18 protein-coding genes are annotated in these 19,395 nt (G+C 53.2%); 8 read left to right on the forward strand and 10 right to left on the reverse strand.

Features of this window, described 5'->3' with window-relative positions:
- Positions 1-2: 2 nt before the first annotated feature.
- The 6 genes from Yoon_RS10965 to Yoon_RS10990 all read right to left on the reverse strand — a co-directional run bounded on the left by Yoon_RS10965 (position 3) and on the right by Yoon_RS10990 (position 5,524).
- Positions 3-1,070, reverse strand: coding sequence for a DUF3445 domain-containing protein (locus tag Yoon_RS10965; RefSeq protein WP_238112258.1), 1,068 nt, complete (start codon positions 1,068-1,070; stop codon positions 3-5).
- Complete coding sequence (locus tag Yoon_RS10970) at positions 1,067-2,050, reverse strand: PDR/VanB family oxidoreductase (protein ID WP_238112259.1); 984 nt, start codon at positions 2,048-2,050, stop codon at positions 1,067-1,069. The genes Yoon_RS10965 and Yoon_RS10970 overlap by 4 nt, the downstream gene beginning before the upstream one ends.
- Positions 2,047-2,643, reverse strand: a complete 597-nt coding sequence (locus tag Yoon_RS10975; protein WP_238112260.1) for a dimethylamine monooxygenase subunit DmmA family protein — start codon at positions 2,641-2,643, stop codon at positions 2,047-2,049. The genes Yoon_RS10970 and Yoon_RS10975 overlap by 4 nt, the downstream gene beginning before the upstream one ends.
- Positions 2,644-2,654: 11 nt before the next feature.
- Entirely contained in the window at positions 2,655-3,803 is a 1,149-nt protein-coding gene (locus tag Yoon_RS10980; protein ID WP_238112262.1) for an aminomethyltransferase family protein, read from the reverse strand.
- A 136-nt stretch (positions 3,804-3,939) separates the two neighbouring features.
- The gene (locus Yoon_RS10985) at positions 3,940-4,110 is read right to left on the reverse strand and encodes a hypothetical protein (protein ID WP_181820918.1); all 171 of its coding nucleotides are present in this window, start codon (positions 4,108-4,110) and stop codon (positions 3,940-3,942) included.
- 28 nt (positions 4,111-4,138) lie between these two features.
- A complete protein-coding gene (locus tag Yoon_RS10990) occupies positions 4,139-5,524 on the reverse strand; it encodes an ammonium transporter (protein WP_238112263.1) in 1,386 nt (461 codons plus the stop codon).
- A 211-nt stretch (positions 5,525-5,735) separates the two neighbouring features.
- Between Yoon_RS10990 and Yoon_RS10995 the strand changes: the two genes are divergently transcribed.
- The 4 genes from Yoon_RS10995 to glnT all read left to right on the forward strand — a co-directional run bounded on the left by Yoon_RS10995 (position 5,736) and on the right by glnT (position 10,087).
- Positions 5,736-6,662, forward strand: coding sequence for a glutamine amidotransferase family protein (locus Yoon_RS10995; protein ID WP_238112264.1), 927 nt, complete (start codon positions 5,736-5,738; stop codon positions 6,660-6,662).
- Entirely contained in the window at positions 6,663-7,340 is a 678-nt protein-coding gene (locus Yoon_RS11000; protein WP_238112265.1) for a GXGXG domain-containing protein, read from the forward strand.
- Between the two features lie 9 nt (positions 7,341-7,349).
- Positions 7,350-8,693: an FMN-binding glutamate synthase family protein gene (locus Yoon_RS11005; RefSeq protein WP_238112266.1), complete on the forward strand. Its 1,344-nt coding sequence runs from the start codon at positions 7,350-7,352 to the stop codon at positions 8,691-8,693.
- 68 nt (positions 8,694-8,761) lie between these two features.
- Positions 8,762-10,087, forward strand: a complete 1,326-nt coding sequence (gene glnT, locus Yoon_RS11010) for a type III glutamate--ammonia ligase (RefSeq protein ID WP_238112267.1) — start codon at positions 8,762-8,764, stop codon at positions 10,085-10,087.
- 49 nt (positions 10,088-10,136) lie between these two features.
- Here glnT and Yoon_RS11015 read toward each other — a convergent pair whose 3' ends face one another.
- Complete coding sequence (locus Yoon_RS11015; protein ID WP_238112268.1) at positions 10,137-10,544, reverse strand: hypothetical protein; 408 nt, start codon at positions 10,542-10,544, stop codon at positions 10,137-10,139.
- Between the two features lie 159 nt (positions 10,545-10,703).
- On the opposite strand from Yoon_RS11015, the gene Yoon_RS11020 reads away from it, so the two are divergent.
- Positions 10,704-12,038 carry an NAD(P)-binding domain-containing protein gene (locus tag Yoon_RS11020; protein ID WP_238112269.1) on the forward strand — a complete coding sequence of 445 codons (1,335 nt, stop codon included), beginning with the start codon at positions 10,704-10,706 and terminating at the stop codon, positions 12,036-12,038.
- A gap of 181 nt (positions 12,039-12,219) precedes the next feature.
- On the opposite strand, the gene Yoon_RS11025 is transcribed toward Yoon_RS11020, so the two are convergent.
- The gene (locus Yoon_RS11025; protein WP_238112271.1) at positions 12,220-12,570 is read right to left on the reverse strand and encodes a hypothetical protein; all 351 of its coding nucleotides are present in this window, start codon (positions 12,568-12,570) and stop codon (positions 12,220-12,222) included.
- 440 nt (positions 12,571-13,010) lie between these two features.
- Between Yoon_RS11025 and Yoon_RS11030 the strand changes: the two genes are divergently transcribed.
- Positions 13,011-13,742 (forward strand): outer membrane protein, encoded by a 732-nt coding sequence (locus Yoon_RS11030; protein WP_238112273.1) that lies wholly within the window; start codon positions 13,011-13,013, stop codon positions 13,740-13,742.
- 95 nt (positions 13,743-13,837) lie between these two features.
- A complete protein-coding gene (locus Yoon_RS11035; RefSeq protein WP_238112275.1) occupies positions 13,838-15,451 on the forward strand; it encodes a sulfotransferase in 1,614 nt (537 codons plus the stop codon).
- A gap of 21 nt (positions 15,452-15,472) precedes the next feature.
- Here the strand turns inward: Yoon_RS11035 and Yoon_RS11040 are convergent, their stop codons facing one another.
- Positions 15,473-17,842: a DUF1989 domain-containing protein gene (locus Yoon_RS11040; RefSeq protein WP_370642169.1), complete on the reverse strand. Its 2,370-nt coding sequence runs from the start codon at positions 17,840-17,842 to the stop codon at positions 15,473-15,475.
- 161 nt (positions 17,843-18,003) lie between these two features.
- Here Yoon_RS11040 and Yoon_RS11045 point away from each other — a divergent pair, with 161 nt between their 5' ends.
- Positions 18,004-18,846 (forward strand): DMT family transporter, encoded by an 843-nt coding sequence (locus Yoon_RS11045; protein WP_238112279.1) that lies wholly within the window; start codon positions 18,004-18,006, stop codon positions 18,844-18,846.
- Between the two features lie 106 nt (positions 18,847-18,952).
- On the opposite strand, the gene Yoon_RS11050 is transcribed toward Yoon_RS11045, so the two are convergent.
- Complete coding sequence (locus tag Yoon_RS11050) at positions 18,953-19,327, reverse strand: hypothetical protein (RefSeq protein WP_238112280.1); 375 nt, start codon at positions 19,325-19,327, stop codon at positions 18,953-18,955.
- Positions 19,328-19,395 lie beyond the last annotated feature (68 nt).

Here is a 19,395-nt window from a genome sequence, read left to right on the forward strand (position 1 = left end):
GATCAGGTCTTTAGCGGTGGCTCGGTTTCCGGTTCTGGGAAGATGCCAGGGCTAGTGGGCAAACCGTCATCAAATTTCGACAGATAGTCGATCATCAGCGGGCGGTTGTCGATAAATCCCTTATAGGTCGCCAATTCTACGGGTAGATCGCGCACAACGCGGTGCAGCCGCCGCCCCCATTTTGGCATGGTCATAAGGTCCTGAAAACTGCACAGATAGCACCGGATCGGAAACGCGAGCGCGTTGGAGCGCGGCAAGCGATAGAATGTTTGCAGTTCAACCCGCAAATGCTGTTTCGCCCCGATATTTTCGGGAGTCAAAGTCGTCTTTTGAATACCCCATTTATGATAGTTTTCCGGTGACGTATCGAGCAATGGATTCACCGTCATCGTCCAATTTAGACGCCGTCCCGGTGACCCTTGCGGGATATTAAGGAGAAACTTCAACGCCCGCTTAAAGATGCCCATCTCATTCGCCAAAGGCACAGGTCCATGCCATTCGATAAAGTTCATGCCGATATTGAAATCCAGCGACCAATCAGCTTGGGTTGTAACCATACCTGCATCCATCCACAGGTTTTCGTCACGCTGATCCAGCAACGCGAAATCGCCTTGTGACTGACGGGTAATATATTCCATCGGTCCGTAGGGCAGCGTGCTTTCATCTAGAAAGGTAAACGTATCATCAATGCCCAGCGGCTTATTCACCCAGCGCCATTGGTCGCCGTCGCGGTGCAATTCGAATAGGTCAGGGTAGTCTTCGGATTTGCTGACCATGATCAATTCCAGCAAATCCCAGCCTGCCAATGTCATATGCGGCAGCGACTGACAGCGCAGCGGATCTTCGGACAGAACCTTGGCACGGTCTTGCATTTCTGAGACGTAATGTTCGTCCACATCAAAACGGTTTTCGTAGACCGATCCATCTGGCCCGCCGCGATGTTGTTCAGCGTTCATCGAATACATGTAGCTGTCTTCGTGGAACGGAAATGGAAACCGTCTTATTGCCCACTCGGAATTATGGAACGAATAATCATCGCGGAAGGTTTCGTCGTTGAACTGGATGGTCATCGGTCAAGCTCCAAAGTTGTGCCGACAAAACGGCTGACACAGGGCATAATTTTTTTACCACTGGCGCGATCATCATCGTCCAACCAGTGATCGCGGTGAATAAAGCCGCCGTCGGCGCTGACGACATTGGTTTCGCATTGTCCGCACGACCCGCCCCGACACAAAAACGGTGCGTCAACGCCTTCGCGCTCCATTGCTTCCAACAGGCTTTCATGTTCGCCCACTGTGATCGTCTTGTCTGACTTGCACAGGCGGACCTCAAACGGTGCCCCCGGTGCAGGGGCAAGGAATTCTTCGGAATGCACATTGCTATGGGGCCAACCGATGCCCGTTGCCGTATCGTGTACCAGATCGATCAAACCCGCTGGCCCACAGACATAGGCGTGGGTGCCAAGCGGTTGACCGCTCAGCAAGGACTCTAGCGGAATACGGACGCCTTGGCCGCTATAATAGACATGCACTTTGGTCGGAAACTTTGCCAAAAGCATATCGGCATAGGCGGCACTTTCTGGTGTGCGGGCCGCATAATGCAACTCCCAGTTCCCGTTTGTCTGTTCCAATTGCCCAATCATCGCCAAAAATGGGGTAATCCCGATGCCGCCAGCAAAGAAGATGTGTTTTTTGGCGCGCCAATCCAGACCGAACAGGTTCACCGGGCAGGTGATCGTCATCGCATCACCCGGCGCGACTTGGCTGTGCATAAACGCCGATCCGCCGCGACCGGTATCTTCGCGGCGCACCGAAATGGCGTAATGCGACAGATCGGTTGGGTCAGACATCAGTGAATAGGGGTTCAACCGGGTCCGATCGCCGTCTTCCATAGACACGACCGTATGTGCGCCCCCAGAAAAGGGCGGGAAATCCGCGCCGTCTGTGCGGGTGAATTCGAAACGGGTGACATATTCAGTGACCGGAACAACTGCGCTTACGGTCACTGCAATTTTTTCTGCCCCAGCTTTCGCTTTTTGTGGCGCGCTCATTCGTATATCCCCTTTTGTGCGGGAACATTTCCGGGATCTTCTGCATCCACGCAGACACCTTGATAAGCAGCGAGCCGTCGCGAATAGTGATCGCGCACAAACAGGTTCAGCCCGCAGTGGCAGCACACGAAGGGATCAGTTTCCACCTCTTCAGTGAACCCTTTGCAATGCACACATTGCATCCGGCGCGCGGTTGACCCGCGATGTTCGGTTTGAATTGATTCAAAAGGCACCCCAGCTTGGGCGGCCTCGTTGGTCATTTGCCCCATCAGGCTTTCGGTTCCCGAAATATATACCTGAAGCCCCATCTTCGCGTCGCTTAAAACCCGTTTGATCCGTGACAACGCCGCGTCATAGCTTGGCCCTTCGTAAAATTGCGAAGGGTTCAACGCACGCAGTTTATCTGCGTAGTCAGTACCGCGGGTGATAAAGATGATATGCGCGGCAGCCATCAATTCAGGCGTCGCAACATCGAGAATTGCTTCGGCCCCTTGTGCATCCGCGACAAACAAATGTGCCTGCCCAACGCGCGGTTCTAAAGTGCCCCAAACTGGGCGACTTCCAATGCTAGGCGGGAATTCAAACTTTGACATGGAACCCCTACCTAACCTTTTGCCGTGCGAATAGCTTTGTCCTTGTCGTAGAACGGCATTTCTTCAGCGGTGGCTGCCAGTTCGGTTCCGTCGGGTTGTTTCACCACCAAAGCAGTTCCCGGAACGGCGGCATCTGGCGCAATCCGCGCGATAGCGACCGAATACCCGTTAAGCTCTGAAGACAGACCATAGGTGATGACACCAATGTCGACACCGTCGCGCAGCACGCGTGCATGCATCTCCATCTGCGCCATGCTGTCGGTCAATTGCACGCCATAAATCTTGAACCGCTCTTTGCCTTTCGCGGCATAATGGTTTTCTGATCCGATGAACCCTTCTTTGCCTGGTGACACAGTGAAGTCGAGCCCAAGTTCCCAGAGCGTGTCGCCACACGGCTCATCCGCAAAGGGGAATGTCTCGGAATTGTCGCCGGGGTAGAACAGCAGGTAGCTTTCGATGCGCAACATATCGAGTGTCGAGAACTGCACGGGGCGTACGCCCATGTCTTTTCCGGCCTCTAGAATACTATCCCAAAGATGTACGGCGTCCTTGGCGCGGCAGAAAATCTCGTATCCGCGTTCACCCGTGTAGCCTGTCCGCGATATCATGACATCGCGGCCGTAAAGACGGGTCTGAATCAGGCCAAAATAAGCCAAATTGCGAATGCTCGGAATTTCCTGTGCGAGCAGATCAACAGCGACTGGCCCTTGCAGTGACATGTCGTGCAGATCGTCGTCAAACAAGATCTCACAGTTTTTACCCGCCGCCACAGAAGCCAGCTGTTCCATACCCGTTCCAGTGCCATGCACAACGAGCCAAGAATTCACCGCGATGTGGTAGATGATACAATCATCAATGAACTTACCCTCGCTGTTGAGGATTGACGCATAGGTCGACCGACCCGGCGCGATTTTTTCGACATTGCGCGTGGTGACCCGGTCAATGACATAGGCGGCATCCGCCCCCACGACATGAACTTTCTTTAGCCCAGAGACATCCATAAGCCCCGCCTTGGTGCGGATTGCTTCGTAATCAGCTTTGGCGCGTTCTGGGGTGTCGTCGTAGAACCAAGCGGTTCCCATGCCGTTCCAATCTTCCAATTCGCCGCCAATTTCAGCGTGGCGATGCGCAAGCGCGGATGCTCTCCAAAGAATAGCCATTTTTGTCCCCTGTCGGTATTTGTTTAATCAGATTGAGACTCAGCCCTATCCAAAAATCAAGACTGATATTAAAATAAGTTTCCTATCAGGCAAAAAGGGCCCGCGTAACGGGCCCCTTGCATCTTTATTCAGCGACTTACTTATACTTCGCGTATTTCGCAGCTTCGGCCTTTTGACCAATCACCAAGGCAGCGATGCACAAAATGATCGAGATGACAGTGAAAATGCCTGGCATGGCGCTCCCGTATCCCATGAAGATTGGACCGGAAACACCGTCCCATGTCGCGTTTTCAAATGGAAATCCCATAGATTTTCTCCTTTGTTAGATTTCAAGTTTAGCTTGCAGCAGGGGCAGATACTGGAATGCCCTCTGGGTAGGCTTGAGCAGGTACTTTGACCGTATCCAAACCAGCGATTTCAGCGGCTTCTGGAACGCGCAACATGCCGAACATCTTCAGAATGAAGGATGTGACATAGCCCGTACCAAGGCCGAGTGCGATAAAGACAACGGAGCCGACAAATTGACCAATAAGGTTAATAGTCGGGGCGTCTGGACCGCCCAATGCAGGGTAACCAGCGGCTGTAACGCCAAGGATCAGCATGCCGTAAATGCCGACAGTCCCGTGCACCGTAACCGCGCCAACAGCGTCATCAATGCCGAATTTCTCGAGCACTGTAGCAGCCGGTTTCAGCAATACACCCGCGCCAACAGCGATGATGAATGCAAGACCGGGCCAGTAAAGGTCCAAGCCAGACGCCGTCGAAATGATCCCGGCCAAAGCGCCAGACATCATCCAGAACGGATCCTTCGTAAATACCCAAGCGCCAATGATACCGCCACCGATGGCCATTAAGACGTTGAATGCCAAAGCGCCAAGATTTGTTGGCGTGCCATAGATCGTTGAGTAGTTTCCACCCCACGACCAAGCTTCGCCACCAACAACGACGCAGCCCATCAAGAAGCCCCAGAAACCGACAATGATGATCATCAGACCAGTTGCGGTTAGTGGCATGTTGTGCCCCGGAAGATCGTTCGCGGTGCCGTCTTCGTTAAATTTCCCGATCCGTGGCCCAAGGTTGATAAGGACACCCAACGCAAAGAAAGCAGCAACCGCGTGCACGAGACCGGCCGCGCCAAAGTCATGCACGCCCCATTGCTGAACCAACCAGCCATCAGCATGCCAAGCCCAAGCGGCAGCAATCGTCCAGCTAAAGCCGCCCAACACGATTGCGCAGATCACAAAGCCAACAGTCTGGATGCGTTCAATCACCGCACCTGACATGATTGACGCAGTTGTCGCGGCGAACAGTGCAAACGCGCCCCAGAAAACACCGTCAATCTGGTCTTCGGTGTTTGGCCCCATGTAGGCAGCACTTTCACCCCAGCCCCATGCGATGGCATTGGCATATGCCGCACCGGAAATCCCGTTCGGTCCTTCGGATAAAGTCAGACCTGTTGGGAAACCCCAATAGACCCACCAACCAAAGAAGTAGAATGCCGGAATAACAAACGCAAAAGCGAGAATGTTTTTTACACCCGACGACAGCGCGTTCTTGGCACGTGATGCGCCCATCTCATAGGCCAGAAAGCCGGCGTGAATGATGATCATCAGCGGGATGGTTAAGTAATAGTAAAGCTCTGCGAACATCGTGTTCGTCAGATTGCCTTTCGTTTCTATGGCAGCGACCTGCGCTGCAAGTTCGGCGAGTTGTTCTTCCACGGTTTCGTTCCCTTGTCGGTTCATGTTGCATTTTATCGGCCTCTTACAGGCGGGCCGCTTCTTAAAATGAACCACGCCATTTTTAATCTGACCAGATATTTTTTACCTGTAGTGAAAATTAGTTTCCCAACAGTTGATCCCCCTGTAACGTGATGTTAGCGTCGGATTCGATCAACCTGCGCTGTGCAGGACATTAAACAAGGGTGGCAATATGTGTGGAATTGTCGGGTTATTCCTGAAAGACAAAGCGCTTGAACCGCAACTCGGTTCTTTGCTGACGAAAATGCTCATCACGATGACAGATCGTGGACCAGATAGCGCGGGCATCGCAATTTATTCTGATAATTCAATAGGTAATGCAAAACTTGTCGTGCAATCAGACACGCCAGAATTGGACTTTGCAGGGCTGACTGACGCCCTAATTGAGGCCATCGGCGCGCCTGTGACGATGAAAATCGCAAGCACCCATGCGGTTTTAAATGTCCCGCAAAGCGCGCTTGAAACTGCGCGCGCTGCACTCAAAACAATTAATCCTGCACTTCGGATTATGAGTCGCGGTGGTTCACTTGAGATTTATAAAGAGGTTGGCCTGCCTAAAGATGTGGCAGCTCGCTTTGAGATTGGGCAGATGTCAGGCAGTCACGGGATTGGTCACACGCGTATGGCCACAGAATCAGCTGTCACAACAATGGGCGCGCACCCCTTTAATACAGGTGATGACCAATGCCTTGTTCACAACGGATCTTTGTCAAACCACGCCAGTCTACGTCGCAAATTGCGTCGTGAAGGCATCCACATCGAAACAGAAAACGACACCGAAGTTGGCGCTGCCTATTTGACGTGGCAAATGCAAAACGGCGCGACCTTAGGGGAAGCCTTGGAAAGCAGTCTCGACGATCTTGATGGTTTTTTCACCTTCGTCGTCGGCACCAAAGACGGCTTTGGCGTCGTGCGCGATCCAATTGCCTGCAAGCCCGCTGTCATGGCGGAAACAGATCAATACGTGGCTTTCGGATCTGAATACCGCGCGTTGGTTGACCTGCCCGGTATCGAAGACGCCCGCGTTTGGGAACCCGAACCAGCAACAGTCTATTTCTGGAGCCACGCCGACCAGCCAACACAAGAGAAAGCAGCGTAGATGCAAACACTAGATATGGCGGACATCGCGCTACGCGAGATGAATGCAACCCTGCATGCGCAGGCGGAAACCACCAATCAGACCGCTTGGGAAATCGTAAATCCGAAAGGCGCACATGCGATCGCATGTGGTTTAGACGCCCCGATCGAAGTCACCGTAAAAGGGTCAACCGGGTACTATTGCGCCGGCATGAACAAGCAAGCGACGATCAATATCAAAGGGTCTGCGGGACCCGGCGTCGCTGAAAACATGATGAGCGGCACCGTCGTCATTGATGGGGACGCAAGCCAATATGCTGGGGCAACAGGCCACGGCGGATTGCTGGTAATCAAAGGCAACGCATCATCGCGCTGCGGTATTTCGATGAAAGGCATCGATATTGTCGTGCATGGCAACATCGGGCACATGTCCGCCTTTATGGCGCAATCTGGCAACCTTGTGGTTTGCGGTGACGCTGGCGACGCCTTGGGCGATAGTCTTTATGAGGCGCGGTTGTTTGTGCGCGGGTCTGTCAAATCCCTCGGTGCGGATTGCATCGAAAAAGAGATGCGCCCCGAACACCTCGCGATCCTTGCCAATCTGCTGGAACAGGCAGGCGCGGACGCCAAACCCGAAGAGTTCAAACGCTACGGATCGGCCCGCGAACTTTATACCTTCAAGATCGACAATGCGTACTAAGGAACAGCCATGACTGACACATCAAACGGCGCTCCCCTAACTGCGCCCATTCAATCCGCCACTTTTTCAAACCCCATCAACGCTGAAATTCGCCGCGCGGCGGCGACCGGCATCTATGACATTCGCGGCGGCGGCGCAAAACGCAAAGTACCGCATTTCGATGATCTGCTATTTTTGGGGGCGTCGATCTCGCGCTATCCTCTCGAAGGGTACCGCGAAAAATGCGAAACCTCCGTAAGCCTTGGCACGCGTTTTGCTAAGAACCCCATTGAACTGGATATTCCGATCACGATCGCGGGCATGTCTTTTGGTGCGCTTTCGGGCGCCGCAAAAGAGGCTCTAGGACGCGGCGCCACGCTTGCGGGCACATCAACCACCACGGGCGATGGCGGCATGACAAGCGAAGAACGCGGCCATTCCAATAAATTGGTCTATCAATATCTCCCGTCGCGTTACGGCATGAACCCCGACGACCTACGCCGCGCCGACGCGATTGAAATCGTTGTTGGCCAAGGTGCGAAACCCGGTGGCGGGGGTATGTTGCTTGGTCAAAAGATCAGCGACCGCGTTGCTGAAATGCGCAACCTCCCGAAAGGCATCGATCAACGGTCTGCCTGCCGCCACCCGGATTGGACCGGCCCTGATGATCTTGAAATCAAAATCCTTGAACTGCGCGAAATTACCAGCTGGAAGGTCCCAATCTATATCAAAGTCGGCGGCGCACGCCCCTATTTTGACACGACGCTGGCCGTGAAAGCAGGCGCGGATGTCGTTGTGCTTGATGGAATGCAAGGCGGGACGGCCGCAACACAAGATGTATTCATTGAAAACGTCGGCCAACCGATTTTGGCCTGTATCCGCGAATCCGTTCGCGCGCTGCAAGACCTCGGCATGCACCGCGAAGTGCAGCTTGTTGTGTCAGGCGGCATCCGCACCGGCGCGGATGTGGCCAAGGCCATGGCAATGGGCGCTGATGCCGTCGCCATCGGCACCGCGGCCCTGATTGCCTTGGGCGATAACGACCCAAAATGGGAAGCCGAGTATAATGTACTAGGCACCACCGCCGGCGCCTATGATGATTGGCACGAAGGACGCGATCCGGCAGGCATCACCACCCAAGACCCCGAACTGATGAAACGGTTCGATCCGATTGAAGGTGGTCGACGTTTGAATAACTACCTTAAAGTGATGACGCTTGAAGCCCAGACAATCGCACGCGCCTGCGGTAAAAACCACTTGCACAACCTAGAACCAGAAGACCTTTGCGCGCTGACAATGGAAGCTGCCGCAATGGCAAAAATCCCACTTGCTGGCACCGACTGGTATCCGGGCAAACCGGGTACTGGCTACTAATTACGAATAGGGCGCGGCCAATCATGGCACGCGCCCTTCTTTATAAAATGACGACAGGGAATAACACGATGGCAACAGACCTCGCAAAATTCGCCGAAGACAACGGCGTCAAATACTTCATGATTAGTTTCACCGACCTATTCGGCGGCCAAAGGGCCAAGTTGGTGCCCGCACGGGCCATCGCAGACATGCAAGAAGACGGTGCTGGGTTTGCAGGGTTCGCCACATGGCTTGACCTGACCCCTGCGCACCCAGACATGCTGGCCGTTCCTGATCCAGAGGCGGTGATTATCCTACCGTGGAACCGCGAAATTGCGTGGGTGCCCGCCGATTGCGTCATGGAAGGCGAACCCGTTGCCCAAGCCCCCCGCAATGTTTTGCGCCGTTTGATTAATGAGGCCGCCGAAGAAGGCATGCGTGTCAAAACCGGCATCGAGGCTGAGTTCTTTTTGCTCACACCCGATGGCGAACAGATCAGCGACCCCTTCGATACCGCGGCCAAACCTTGCTATGATCAACAAGCCTTTATGCGCCGCCTTGAAGTGATCCAAGAGATCAGCGATCACATGCTGGAACTTGGATGGAACCCCTATCAAAACGACCACGAAGACGCGAACGGTCAGTGGGAAATGAACTGGGATTACGACGACGCGCTGGCTACGGCGGACAAGCACAGCTTCTTTAAGTTCATGGTCAAAACCGTTGCCGAAAAATACGGCTACCGTGCGACGTTTATGCCCAAACCTGTAGAGGGTCTGACAGGCAATGGCTGTCACGCGCATATTTCAGTGTGGGATCTGGACGGCAAAACCAACGTCTTCGCGATTGAACCCAACGACAGCAGCCAAACCGCTGAACTTGGGCTATCTGAGCAAGGACGGTATTTCCTTGGCGGGATCATGAAGCATGCAAGTGCGCTGCCCGCAATCACCAACCCAACCGTCAACAGCTACAAGCGGATCAACGCGCCGCGTACAACGTCTGGCGCGACTTGGGCCCCCAATACCGTCACATGGACAGGCAACAACCGCACGCACATGGTCCGTGTTCCCGGTCCTGGCCGTTTTGAATTGCGGCTGCCCGACGGCGCGGTGAACCCTTATCTTTTGCAGGCGGTCATCATTGCAGCAGGCCTGTCAGGTGTCCGTAGCGAAGCCGATCCGGGCAAACGCTATGACATCGACATGTACGCCGAAGGCTACAAAGTACGCGGGGCACCAAAACTGCCACTGAACATGCTGGATGCATTGCGCGCTTTTGACAAAGACAAAGGTCTTAAGGCTGCAATGGGCGCGGAATTCTCAACATCCTTCATCAAAATGAAGATACAGGAATGGGATAGTTTCGTAGGTTACTTCAGCCAATGGGAAAAACAGAACACATTGGACATCTGATCTAATATCATAAACGAAGGCGGTTGGCGCAAATACGCCAACCGCGATCCTAGCGCAGCCAACCGCGAGTCCGTGATGCGACCGAAAGCCAAAGCAAAATAGCCGCCACCACGCCCGACACACCCGTGCTCAAAATAGCTTCGCTCGCAAGACCGAGCGCCATCACACCGTACACAAACGTCGCCAGCGCCCCGACCAAAGCAAGGCCAAGAACCTGCACCGCGACCGCGCGGCGCAGCAACAACAAGATGCACCCGACAGCGCCACCAAACACGGCAACAGCAAAGCTTGCCGTCGCCCAAACGGGCCGCTGCATGACTAAATCATGATAGCGGTCGGGTAATTGCGCTACGAAATCAGCGTCAGTTTGCATGATGAAATTCAGGCAGCCCATCAAGCTCCAGATCAACCCCATCACGGCGATCGACCAATAGCTCCACTTTGGTTTTTCCATCATGTGTCCTTTCCCAACTTCACTACCAGTAACGCAGCACAAACCGGGATCAAAGCAAATTTACGTTCACGAACTGCTTAAGTTTTGTTCACCCATAAGAATAATTATTGACTTAAGGTGATCATCGCGGTGCAATCTGACAAACGAAAAAAGGATTCCCAGATGCCCAAACGTATTGCCATTCTCGGTGCAGGCCCGTCCGGTCTTGCACAGCTTCGCGCTTTTCAGTCAGCCCAAGAAAAAGGTGCCGAAATCCCCGAAATCGTCTGCTTTGAAAAGCAATCAGACTGGGGTGGTCTATGGAACTACACATGGCGCACCGGGCTGGATCAATACGGTGAACCTGTGCACGGCTCGATGTATCGCTATCTTTGGTCAAATGGCCCGAAAGAAGGTCTAGAGTTCGCAGATTATTCGTTTGAAGAACATTTCGGCAAACAAATCGCGTCCTATCCACCGCGCGCCGTGCTGTTCGATTACATCCAAGGGCGCGTACAAAAGGCGGGCGTCCGCGACTGGATCCAGTTTGAAACCGCGGTGCGTTGGGTCAAAAAGGATGGCGACAAGTTTCAGGTGACCGTTTGTCACCTGCCCGAAGACCATACCTACACCGAAGAATTCGACCATGTCATCGTCTGTACCGGCCACTTTAGCACGCCAAATGTACCGGAATTTGACGGTTTCGAGTCGTTCAAAGGTCGCGTGTTGCACGCCCATGATTTCCGAGACGCGATGGAGTTCGCGGACAAAGATGTCCTGATCGTCGGCACATCTTATTCCGCTGAAGACATTGGGTCACAATGCTGGAAATATGGCGCGAAATCCATCACCGTCAGCCACCGCACCGCCGCGATGGGGTATGATTGGCCCGACAATTGGGCCGAAGTGCCGCTATTGACCCATATCGACGGCAAAACCGCCCACTTCAAAGACGGCACCAGCAAAGACATTGACGCTGTGATCTTGTGCACCGGCTACAAACACCACTTCCCATTCCTGCCTGACGACTTGCGTCTCAAAACGGCCAACCGGCTGGCGGCAGCGGACCTCTACAAAGGGGTCGCCTACGTTCCTGAACCTGCATTGTTCTATATTGGGATGCAGGACCAATGGTTCACCTTCAACATGTTCGACGCCCAAGCCTGGTATGTGCGCGACGTCATTATGGACCGCATTGCGCTCCCCGATGAAGCGGCGATGAAAGCCGATGTGGCTGACCGCATCGCACGCGAAGATGCTGGCGCAGATGACTATGACGCGATCTGGTATCAGGGCGATTACATCAAAGAACTGACCGCCGACACCGACTATCCGTCCTTTGACGTCGAAGGCGCGTGCAAAGCATTCAAAGAATGGAAAGGCCACAAAAAGAAAAACATCATGACCTTCCGCGACAACGGTTACAAATCGGTGATCACAGGCACGATGGCCCCCAAACACCACACACCCTGGAAAGACGCGCTTGATGATAGTCTAGAGGTGTACCTGCAAAACTGACCCAAACTGGGTTAATTAGAGGTTGTTCCGAAATCGGTCATTTTGGAACAACCTTAAATCATCCGCTCATCATACATTTCAGCGCTTAAGGCACATCCGTAGATCATTGTTAAAAAGGGTACGGTCAGAAATGGCGTGCGCAGCTTGGCAAATATGGACCTGTCACAAAACTACGTCAGCACTAGTCTTCGGCTGCTTGGGCACATACCCGCGCAGTATCGTTTGTCCAGCAATGGGCATCTTGGGTTAACGTGCCGAGCGGCCGCTCATCGGAGTCGGGATTAGATACTTCTTTTAAAATGGCTTCACCTGTACCTACATACACTGCGATCCCATACTCTGGGTCGCCCTCTTCGGCAGGATAAGGGTAAACTGTAAAATCGCCCGTGTCTTCATCAACGAACACATCACAAGAACCTTGTGCGATGGTCGCATTATCGATCTCGACATGACAGGTTCCGAAATAGGCGTCTGCTGATGCGGTTGATGCAACGCAGACGAAAGTCATCGCAGTAAGAAAACGGTATATCATTATTTTTCCTAAAATTGGTTCCGATTTAGATGGAGACACATAGCGGAAAAGTAATTGGTGTTATTGAACATTTCGGCGACTGTTCGCTTCAGTCTCTTAGAGTTATCTGCATGACGTTCCGAAAGCCGCCATTGGCCAGCTATTGCAGACGACGGCTTCACCCCGCATTGCAGATCTCCTTCCCTACTCACCTAAGACCATGGTTTTTCCCTTTTTTGGGATCGTACCCCGCCAAATCGGGGCGGATCGCTGTGGGGAAGCGCCTTTGATGCCCGTCCAGCTTGCCGGTTTCGACATGCATTCCAGGTTTTTTACGGGTTATCGTTGCACAATGGCATCAAGTAGAACAATTTTAAGAAGGGGTATGGCCATTTGCACACCCACGTGTCTGGGCGTGCTATACTTTTATTATTATTATCTTAGCAGATGGAAACATATTTATGAAACACTTCACAGCACCCAAAATGAGCATTGCCGCTTGTGCCGCTTTGCTAATCAGCAGCGCCCCCGCTTTCGCAGGCGGCTTGGGCGACGCGGTCGCCGAACCAGACCCAATCGTGCCGCCTCTTGCTGCCCCGCAGGCGAACAGCGACTATTATGTTTCTGTTTTTGCAGGGGCCAATATGCTGTCGGACATCGACACCGATTATTACGGCTCTGATTATTCCGTTGGATTTGATACCGGGTTTGTCGCAGGTGTCACCGTTGGCAAAAAGATAAGCGATACGCTCCGCGTTGAGGGCGAATTGTCCTTTGCACGCGCTGCAGCCTCTGACTATTCTTTTAGTTATGGCGGTTATACTTACGTTGATTCTGACCCTGCCGACGGCGATCTGGATGCGACATATCTATTGGTCAATCTTTGGTACGATTTCCCGTCGACTGGTCCAATGGGATACTATGTCGGTGGTGGCCTTGGTGGGGCCAAGGTAGAAGGCGACATTACCTTCAATGGTAACACCTTCGGCTATGGACCGGGTGAGACGAAGCTTGCGGGCCAAATCGGTGCCGGCTTGATGTACGACGTATCACAAACGCTGACTTTGGACGTAGGGTATCGATTTAAATACGTCGGTGACGTTGATTTTGACGATAGCGACGGAAGCGGCGTTTACACAGGTGGCGATGTACAGAGCCATAGCTTGCAAGCTGGGTTGATGTACAACTTCTAAACGGCACTCAAAATAATTGCGGGGTCCGTTTACTGCGGGCCCCGACCTACATATGATACGATCTGAAGCGATCCATATTAGAGGTTTGCGATATAGTGTCATCTGCACCTCCGACCAAAGAACACATTCTGCGTACGCTGCAAGTCGGCGTTGACCTTCAGCGTGACGGCAAATTTCTGGAAGCCGAACGCATATACCAATCCGTTCTGCGTGCTGACCCGCGACACCCAGATGCGCTCAATCTCATGGGCACCCTCGCAGTTGAAGCAAACGACGTTGACGTTGCATTAGACTATTTTGGAAAAGCGCTGCGGCGATCGCCGCGTAACGCTGTTTACCTAAATAATATGGGTAACCTGCTTTTGCGTATGAATCGGAATAAAGAAGCGCGCCAGAATTTACTTAAAGCCGTTCAAGCCCAGCCGAATTTTGTAGAGGCGCTATGCAACCTTGCCAAGGCGCACAAAGAGATGCTGAATGGTGTCGAGGCTGAAAAGCTGCTTAGAAGGGCGCTCTCAATTGACGCCGATAGCCTCAAGGCGCGGCTCGGGCTTGCTGATTTGCTGATCGACAACGGAAACTCTGACGGCGCCGCAGTACTGTATGAGGATATTCTGCGCCATCACCCCGACAGCGTCGAAGCCCTCTCAGGCCTTGCTGCTTCGCGCAAATTCGCGCCAGATGCGCCTGAAATTAACCTCGTTCTTCAACGGATCGCAATGCCGGATACATCCGATGACGGGTTGGTTCATCTTCACCATGCCGCAGGTAAGATCCTGAACGATCAGCGTCGTTATGATGACGCTATTCAGCATTTCTCCAAGGCGAAGACATATAGCAAAGGTGCGTTTGATTTAGATCGTCACCGGCAGTTTTATGGGTCGCTGATCGAAACGTTCACGCCAGAATTTTTTGCTGAAAGGACCGATTTTGGGAACGATTCTGAACGGCCTGTCTTTATCGTTGGGATGCCACGTTCGGGCACGACTCTGACAGAACAAATTTGCGCAAGCCATCCAGATGTCTATGGCGCAGGGGAGCTTTCTGAGCTGTACAAAATTGCACGTTCACTTGGCCATTCTGCCTCTGAACCAACGGCACTCGCCAAGGCTTTAGGTACAATGACCAAACGCGATTCTCAAAAATTGGCTGATCGCTATCTCTCTGCTTTGAAACGGCGCGATAGAAAGGCGCTTCGCGTTGTAGATAAGATGCCACACAACTACGAGTTCCTAGGTCTCATCACGCTGCTGTTTCCGAACGCCAAAATCATCAACTGCAATCGCGATCCGATGGACAACTGTCTGTCGTGTTTTATGCATCGCTTCGCTGAAAGCCACGGTTATAACGCAGATCTCGAAACTGTCGGATATTATTACCGCGAGTACAGAAAGCTAATGGATCACTGGCAAGACGTTTTACCAAGCCCCATCCTGCTCATGCAGTATGAAGAAACCGTCGCAGATTTGGAAACACGTGCGCGTGCACTTATCGACTTTGTGGCGTTACCTTGGGATCCGGCCTGCCTTGCCTTCCATGAAACTGAACGCACAGTCCGAACACCAAGCCGATGGCAAGTCCGCCAACCTATCTACACGACGTCGGTCAAACGCTGGACCCGCTATGGCGACGCAGTCGCGCCATTACAATCTGCACTTGGGGACCTGATCGTAGAGGACGGTGCGAATGAGAGCGCTTTGGCCACATAGCTACCGGCCGCTCTTAACCATCTAAGATCGTGGCTTTTCTTTTTGGGGATCATAACCCGCCAGATCGGGGCGGATCACAGCCGGAAGGCGTTTTTGGTGCCCGTCAAGCTTGCCGATCTCAACCTGCGTTCCGGCTGCGGCATGGGCGACATCGATCCGCGCCATCGCGATATTTTTACCCAAAAGCGGCGACCGCATCGACGAAGTGACTTCACCAATTTGCGCGCGCCCGATATGGATGCAATCCCCATGCCCCACTTCAACTTCGCTACCAATATCAAGACCAACCAGCTTTTTCATCGGGTGTTCTTTGCGACGGATCAACGCGTCGCGGCCAATGAAATCATCCGGTTTTGATTTGAGTGGAACAGTAAACCCGATGCCCGCTTCAAACGGATCCGTTTGGTCAGAAAAATCATAATCCGCAAATATAAGACCCGCTTCGATCCGCACCATATCCAAGGCTTCCAGCCCCATGGGGCGCAGCCCGTATTCTTGCCCAGCGCCCCAAATCGCATCAAATATCTCTGTGCAATGTTTGGGGTGGCACATGACCTCATACCCCAATTCACCCGTGTATCCGGTCCGCGAAATCACAAACGGTGTGCCTGCCTCATTGTGCAGGCGCGCAGGTGTAAACCGGAACCAAGCGAGCTGATCAAATTCAGGGTTATGCGGCGCAGTCCAAACCAAATCACGCAGCAAATCACGCGATTTTGGTCCTTGGACCGCGACGTTGTGCAGTTGGTCAGTCGAGGATCGGACCAGCACTTTGAGGCCCAGCTTTTCAGCCTGCTCACGAATCCATTCGCCGCCATATTCACTGCCGCCAATCCAACGGAAATTATCGCGTCCCAGACGGAATACGGTGCCGTCGTCAATCATGCCCCCGTGTTCGTAACACATCCCGGTATAGACCACGCCGCCCAGCGGCAGCGTTTTCATGTTGCGGGTGAACACATATTGGCACAGCGCTTCTGCATCGGGCCCTGTGATTTCAAACTTTCGCAGCGGCGACAGATCCATGATTGCCACATCTTGGCGGCAGGCGTGATATTCCGCGATTGGGCCTGCGTCAGCAAAACAATTGGGCAACCAATAGCCGTTGTATTCGACAAAGTTGCGCGTGTGTTTTGCGAAACATTCATGGAATCCAGTTTGTTTTGTCATCTTAGGCTCCGAATTGGGCGTCGCGCGTGTCGCGATGGATTTTTGAAAGATTTCTTTGCCAGAATAAGTCCGCACGTGAATATCCGTCGGGTTCCAACCGTTGGCAGCCGTCGTGTCATCTGGGCAAGCGCTGCTGACACAGACGATGTCCGTTAATGCCCGCAGCAGCACATAATCGCCCGGCCGCGACCAAGGTTCATCCGCGTACATGACCCCGTGATCATCGATGCGTGTGTTAAAGAAGAAATTGATCGCCATCCAACCGGGTCGCCCTGTGACGCCATATTCAGCCAGCGCGCCATTGAAATTGTCCGAACAATTCGCATGACCAGGATAGCCGATGTCATCATAGTATTTGGCGGCACAAGCCATCGCAAAGGCATCGTGGCGCCCGCAGGTGTCTTGGATAACTTCCACGAGCGGCACCATTTCCTGATCGTAGTATTTCGCATGTAGCCCCGGCATCGGATAGGCATGGCCCATCAAGGTACGCGTGGTTGTCACATCCAGCGCGTGCTCAATTCCCTTGTCCAGCTTACGCGCGCTGAAACATTCGAAATCTGTGCACTGCCTGCCGTCGACATCAAGAATTTGGATGTAGTCGCCCGCCTTCACAAAATAGGCCTCGGCGGTTTGGGTGTGGACTCGAATATCTTGCAATGGGTCGGCAAGCGGCGTGGGTAAAGCAAACCCCACAGGGGGCTTTATGACCGCCCGTTTTACCATGACAGTCAACGGTGTCGCCGTGTTCTGCGTTTCAAAATCCATTATGCCGCCGGGCGCCGCGATCACGACGCAACCGTCGCGCTGCACAGTCAAGCTAGCTTCGGTCTTGGCGGGTGTTGTAGCCTCAAACAGATGCACGGCATGCGCGCTAGCGACATCGATATTGCGCGCGTCTAACCCCATCCGAAGTCCGCGCAAAGAACGGTCGCTACTTTCCAACAATGATTGCAGGCCCAACGCGGGCCCTTGCGCTGTCGCGCCGACAATGTTCGGGTCAACATCGCCCTTTGGGTCACAGACCAACAGCTCGCAAGGTTGACCGCCTTCGTCGTTAATTACTGTGATCTTATCCCCGACAGAGATCGGCACAAGAACGGCGCCGCAGGCTTCGACCACATATCGTTCGGTCCCCGCAGGCAGCGAGAAAACGCGCGGCTCGTAGATCGCGCTCGGCTTTGGCGGGCCGGGGCGTATATTCAAAATTTCGTCCCGCATCATCGCCCCGCTTGTTGCATGAATGGAATATTTATTTAATATGATGAATATAATTGAATGCGACGCCTCGCAAACACAATCGACAGGGAACATGTGAATAATTACATCACGTTTTTGAAAACCTGCGCGCTGTGGTCCCTTTCCGCTACGGTAAACACCTGATGTCACTCGTTTTAGGGTTAATCGCAGCCGCCTGTTGGGGGCTTCATGATTTTTGCATCCGCATCATCAGTCAAAACGCCCCTGTAAGCGCCTGCTTGTTTGCCGTCATGGTGTTTGGACTGATCTTTCAGGCCGGGCTTTTGGTCACAACTGGCAGCTATGCCAGCATCCCGACCGCGAGCGTCGGGCCGTTGATCGGTGCTGGTGTCTCTTTTGCTGTTGCGAACATTGGGCTATATATCGCGTTTCAACGTGGTCCAGTCTGGCTTGCTGCGCCACTCGTGGCTTGTTTCAGCGTTTTTTCTGTCGGCATCGCCATGGCCGGAGGCACCGCCGTTTCATTAAAACAATGGGTTGCGATCGTGATGATCCTTGGCGGAATCACGATGATCGCAACCCTCGCGGATCGGGGTGACGCGCAGGATAATGGAAAATTTTGGACAGTCGTGAGCGCGCTCATCGCGGCGGCAGGGTTTTCAAGCACGTTTTACTTTGGGCAAACCGCCACGGAAATGACCAACGGGCTCGTGTCTGCCATGGTCACACGCATCGTTGCCATTGGCGTTTTCCTGACCGGGATTCTCGTATTGCGTCTGCCACTGTGGCCTAAATCAGACGCGCTCGGAGTGCTTATAATTATGGGGATCCTTGACGGTATTGCCATCTTGTCAATCATGACAGCAGGCAATCACCCGCACCCCGAATACGCCGCGGTCACAACGGCGATGTACGGGCTGCCAACCATATGGCTAGCCGCATTTTTCCTGAAAGAACGTATCAACCCCATGCAATGGTGGGGCTGCGTCATCGCGTTCTTTGGTGTCGGGTATCTGGCATTGTGACGCCCATGATGGTCTTGTTTCATCGGCGTCTTGTGGTTGGCCCGCACAAAAAAGACCCCGATGCTTTCGCACCGGGGCAGCTTGGGACAGGTCGAGGGTAGGTTCTTTAGCGGCGCATTGAAGCGCCAGTTGGATAACGAGGCTCATCCGTTGGGCGATGGGATGCCTCGCGGCGATCGTCGATTTCTTCCGGCTCTGAAAGAATTTCAAAGCGCAAGCTATAGGTTTCATCTTCGCGTTGGGTGGCAAAGATGCCCTTGATGTCAATTCCGCCAACGGAGTTTCCGAAGACTTCGTCGCAATCATCGAGACCGCTTGTTTGGCTACAATCTTGGTCGGGGAATGTTTCCGAACACCAATTGATGACGGCTTGGTAGCATTCGCCCAAGGTTGTAAATTCGGCGTGCGCTTGGATAGGCGCAAAAGTTGCTGTTGATATTAGTGCTGTAGAGATTGCAAATGTTTTGATAAAATTAGGCATAATATAGATCCAGTTTTTTATTTCGTAGCAGCAAATCATCTGCGCTACAGTTATAGGTCGCTGGAGGT

Origin of the sequence: Yoonia sp. I 8.24, assembly GCF_022096995.1 — a bacterium.
Classification (GTDB): domain Bacteria; phylum Pseudomonadota; class Alphaproteobacteria; order Rhodobacterales; family Rhodobacteraceae; genus Yoonia.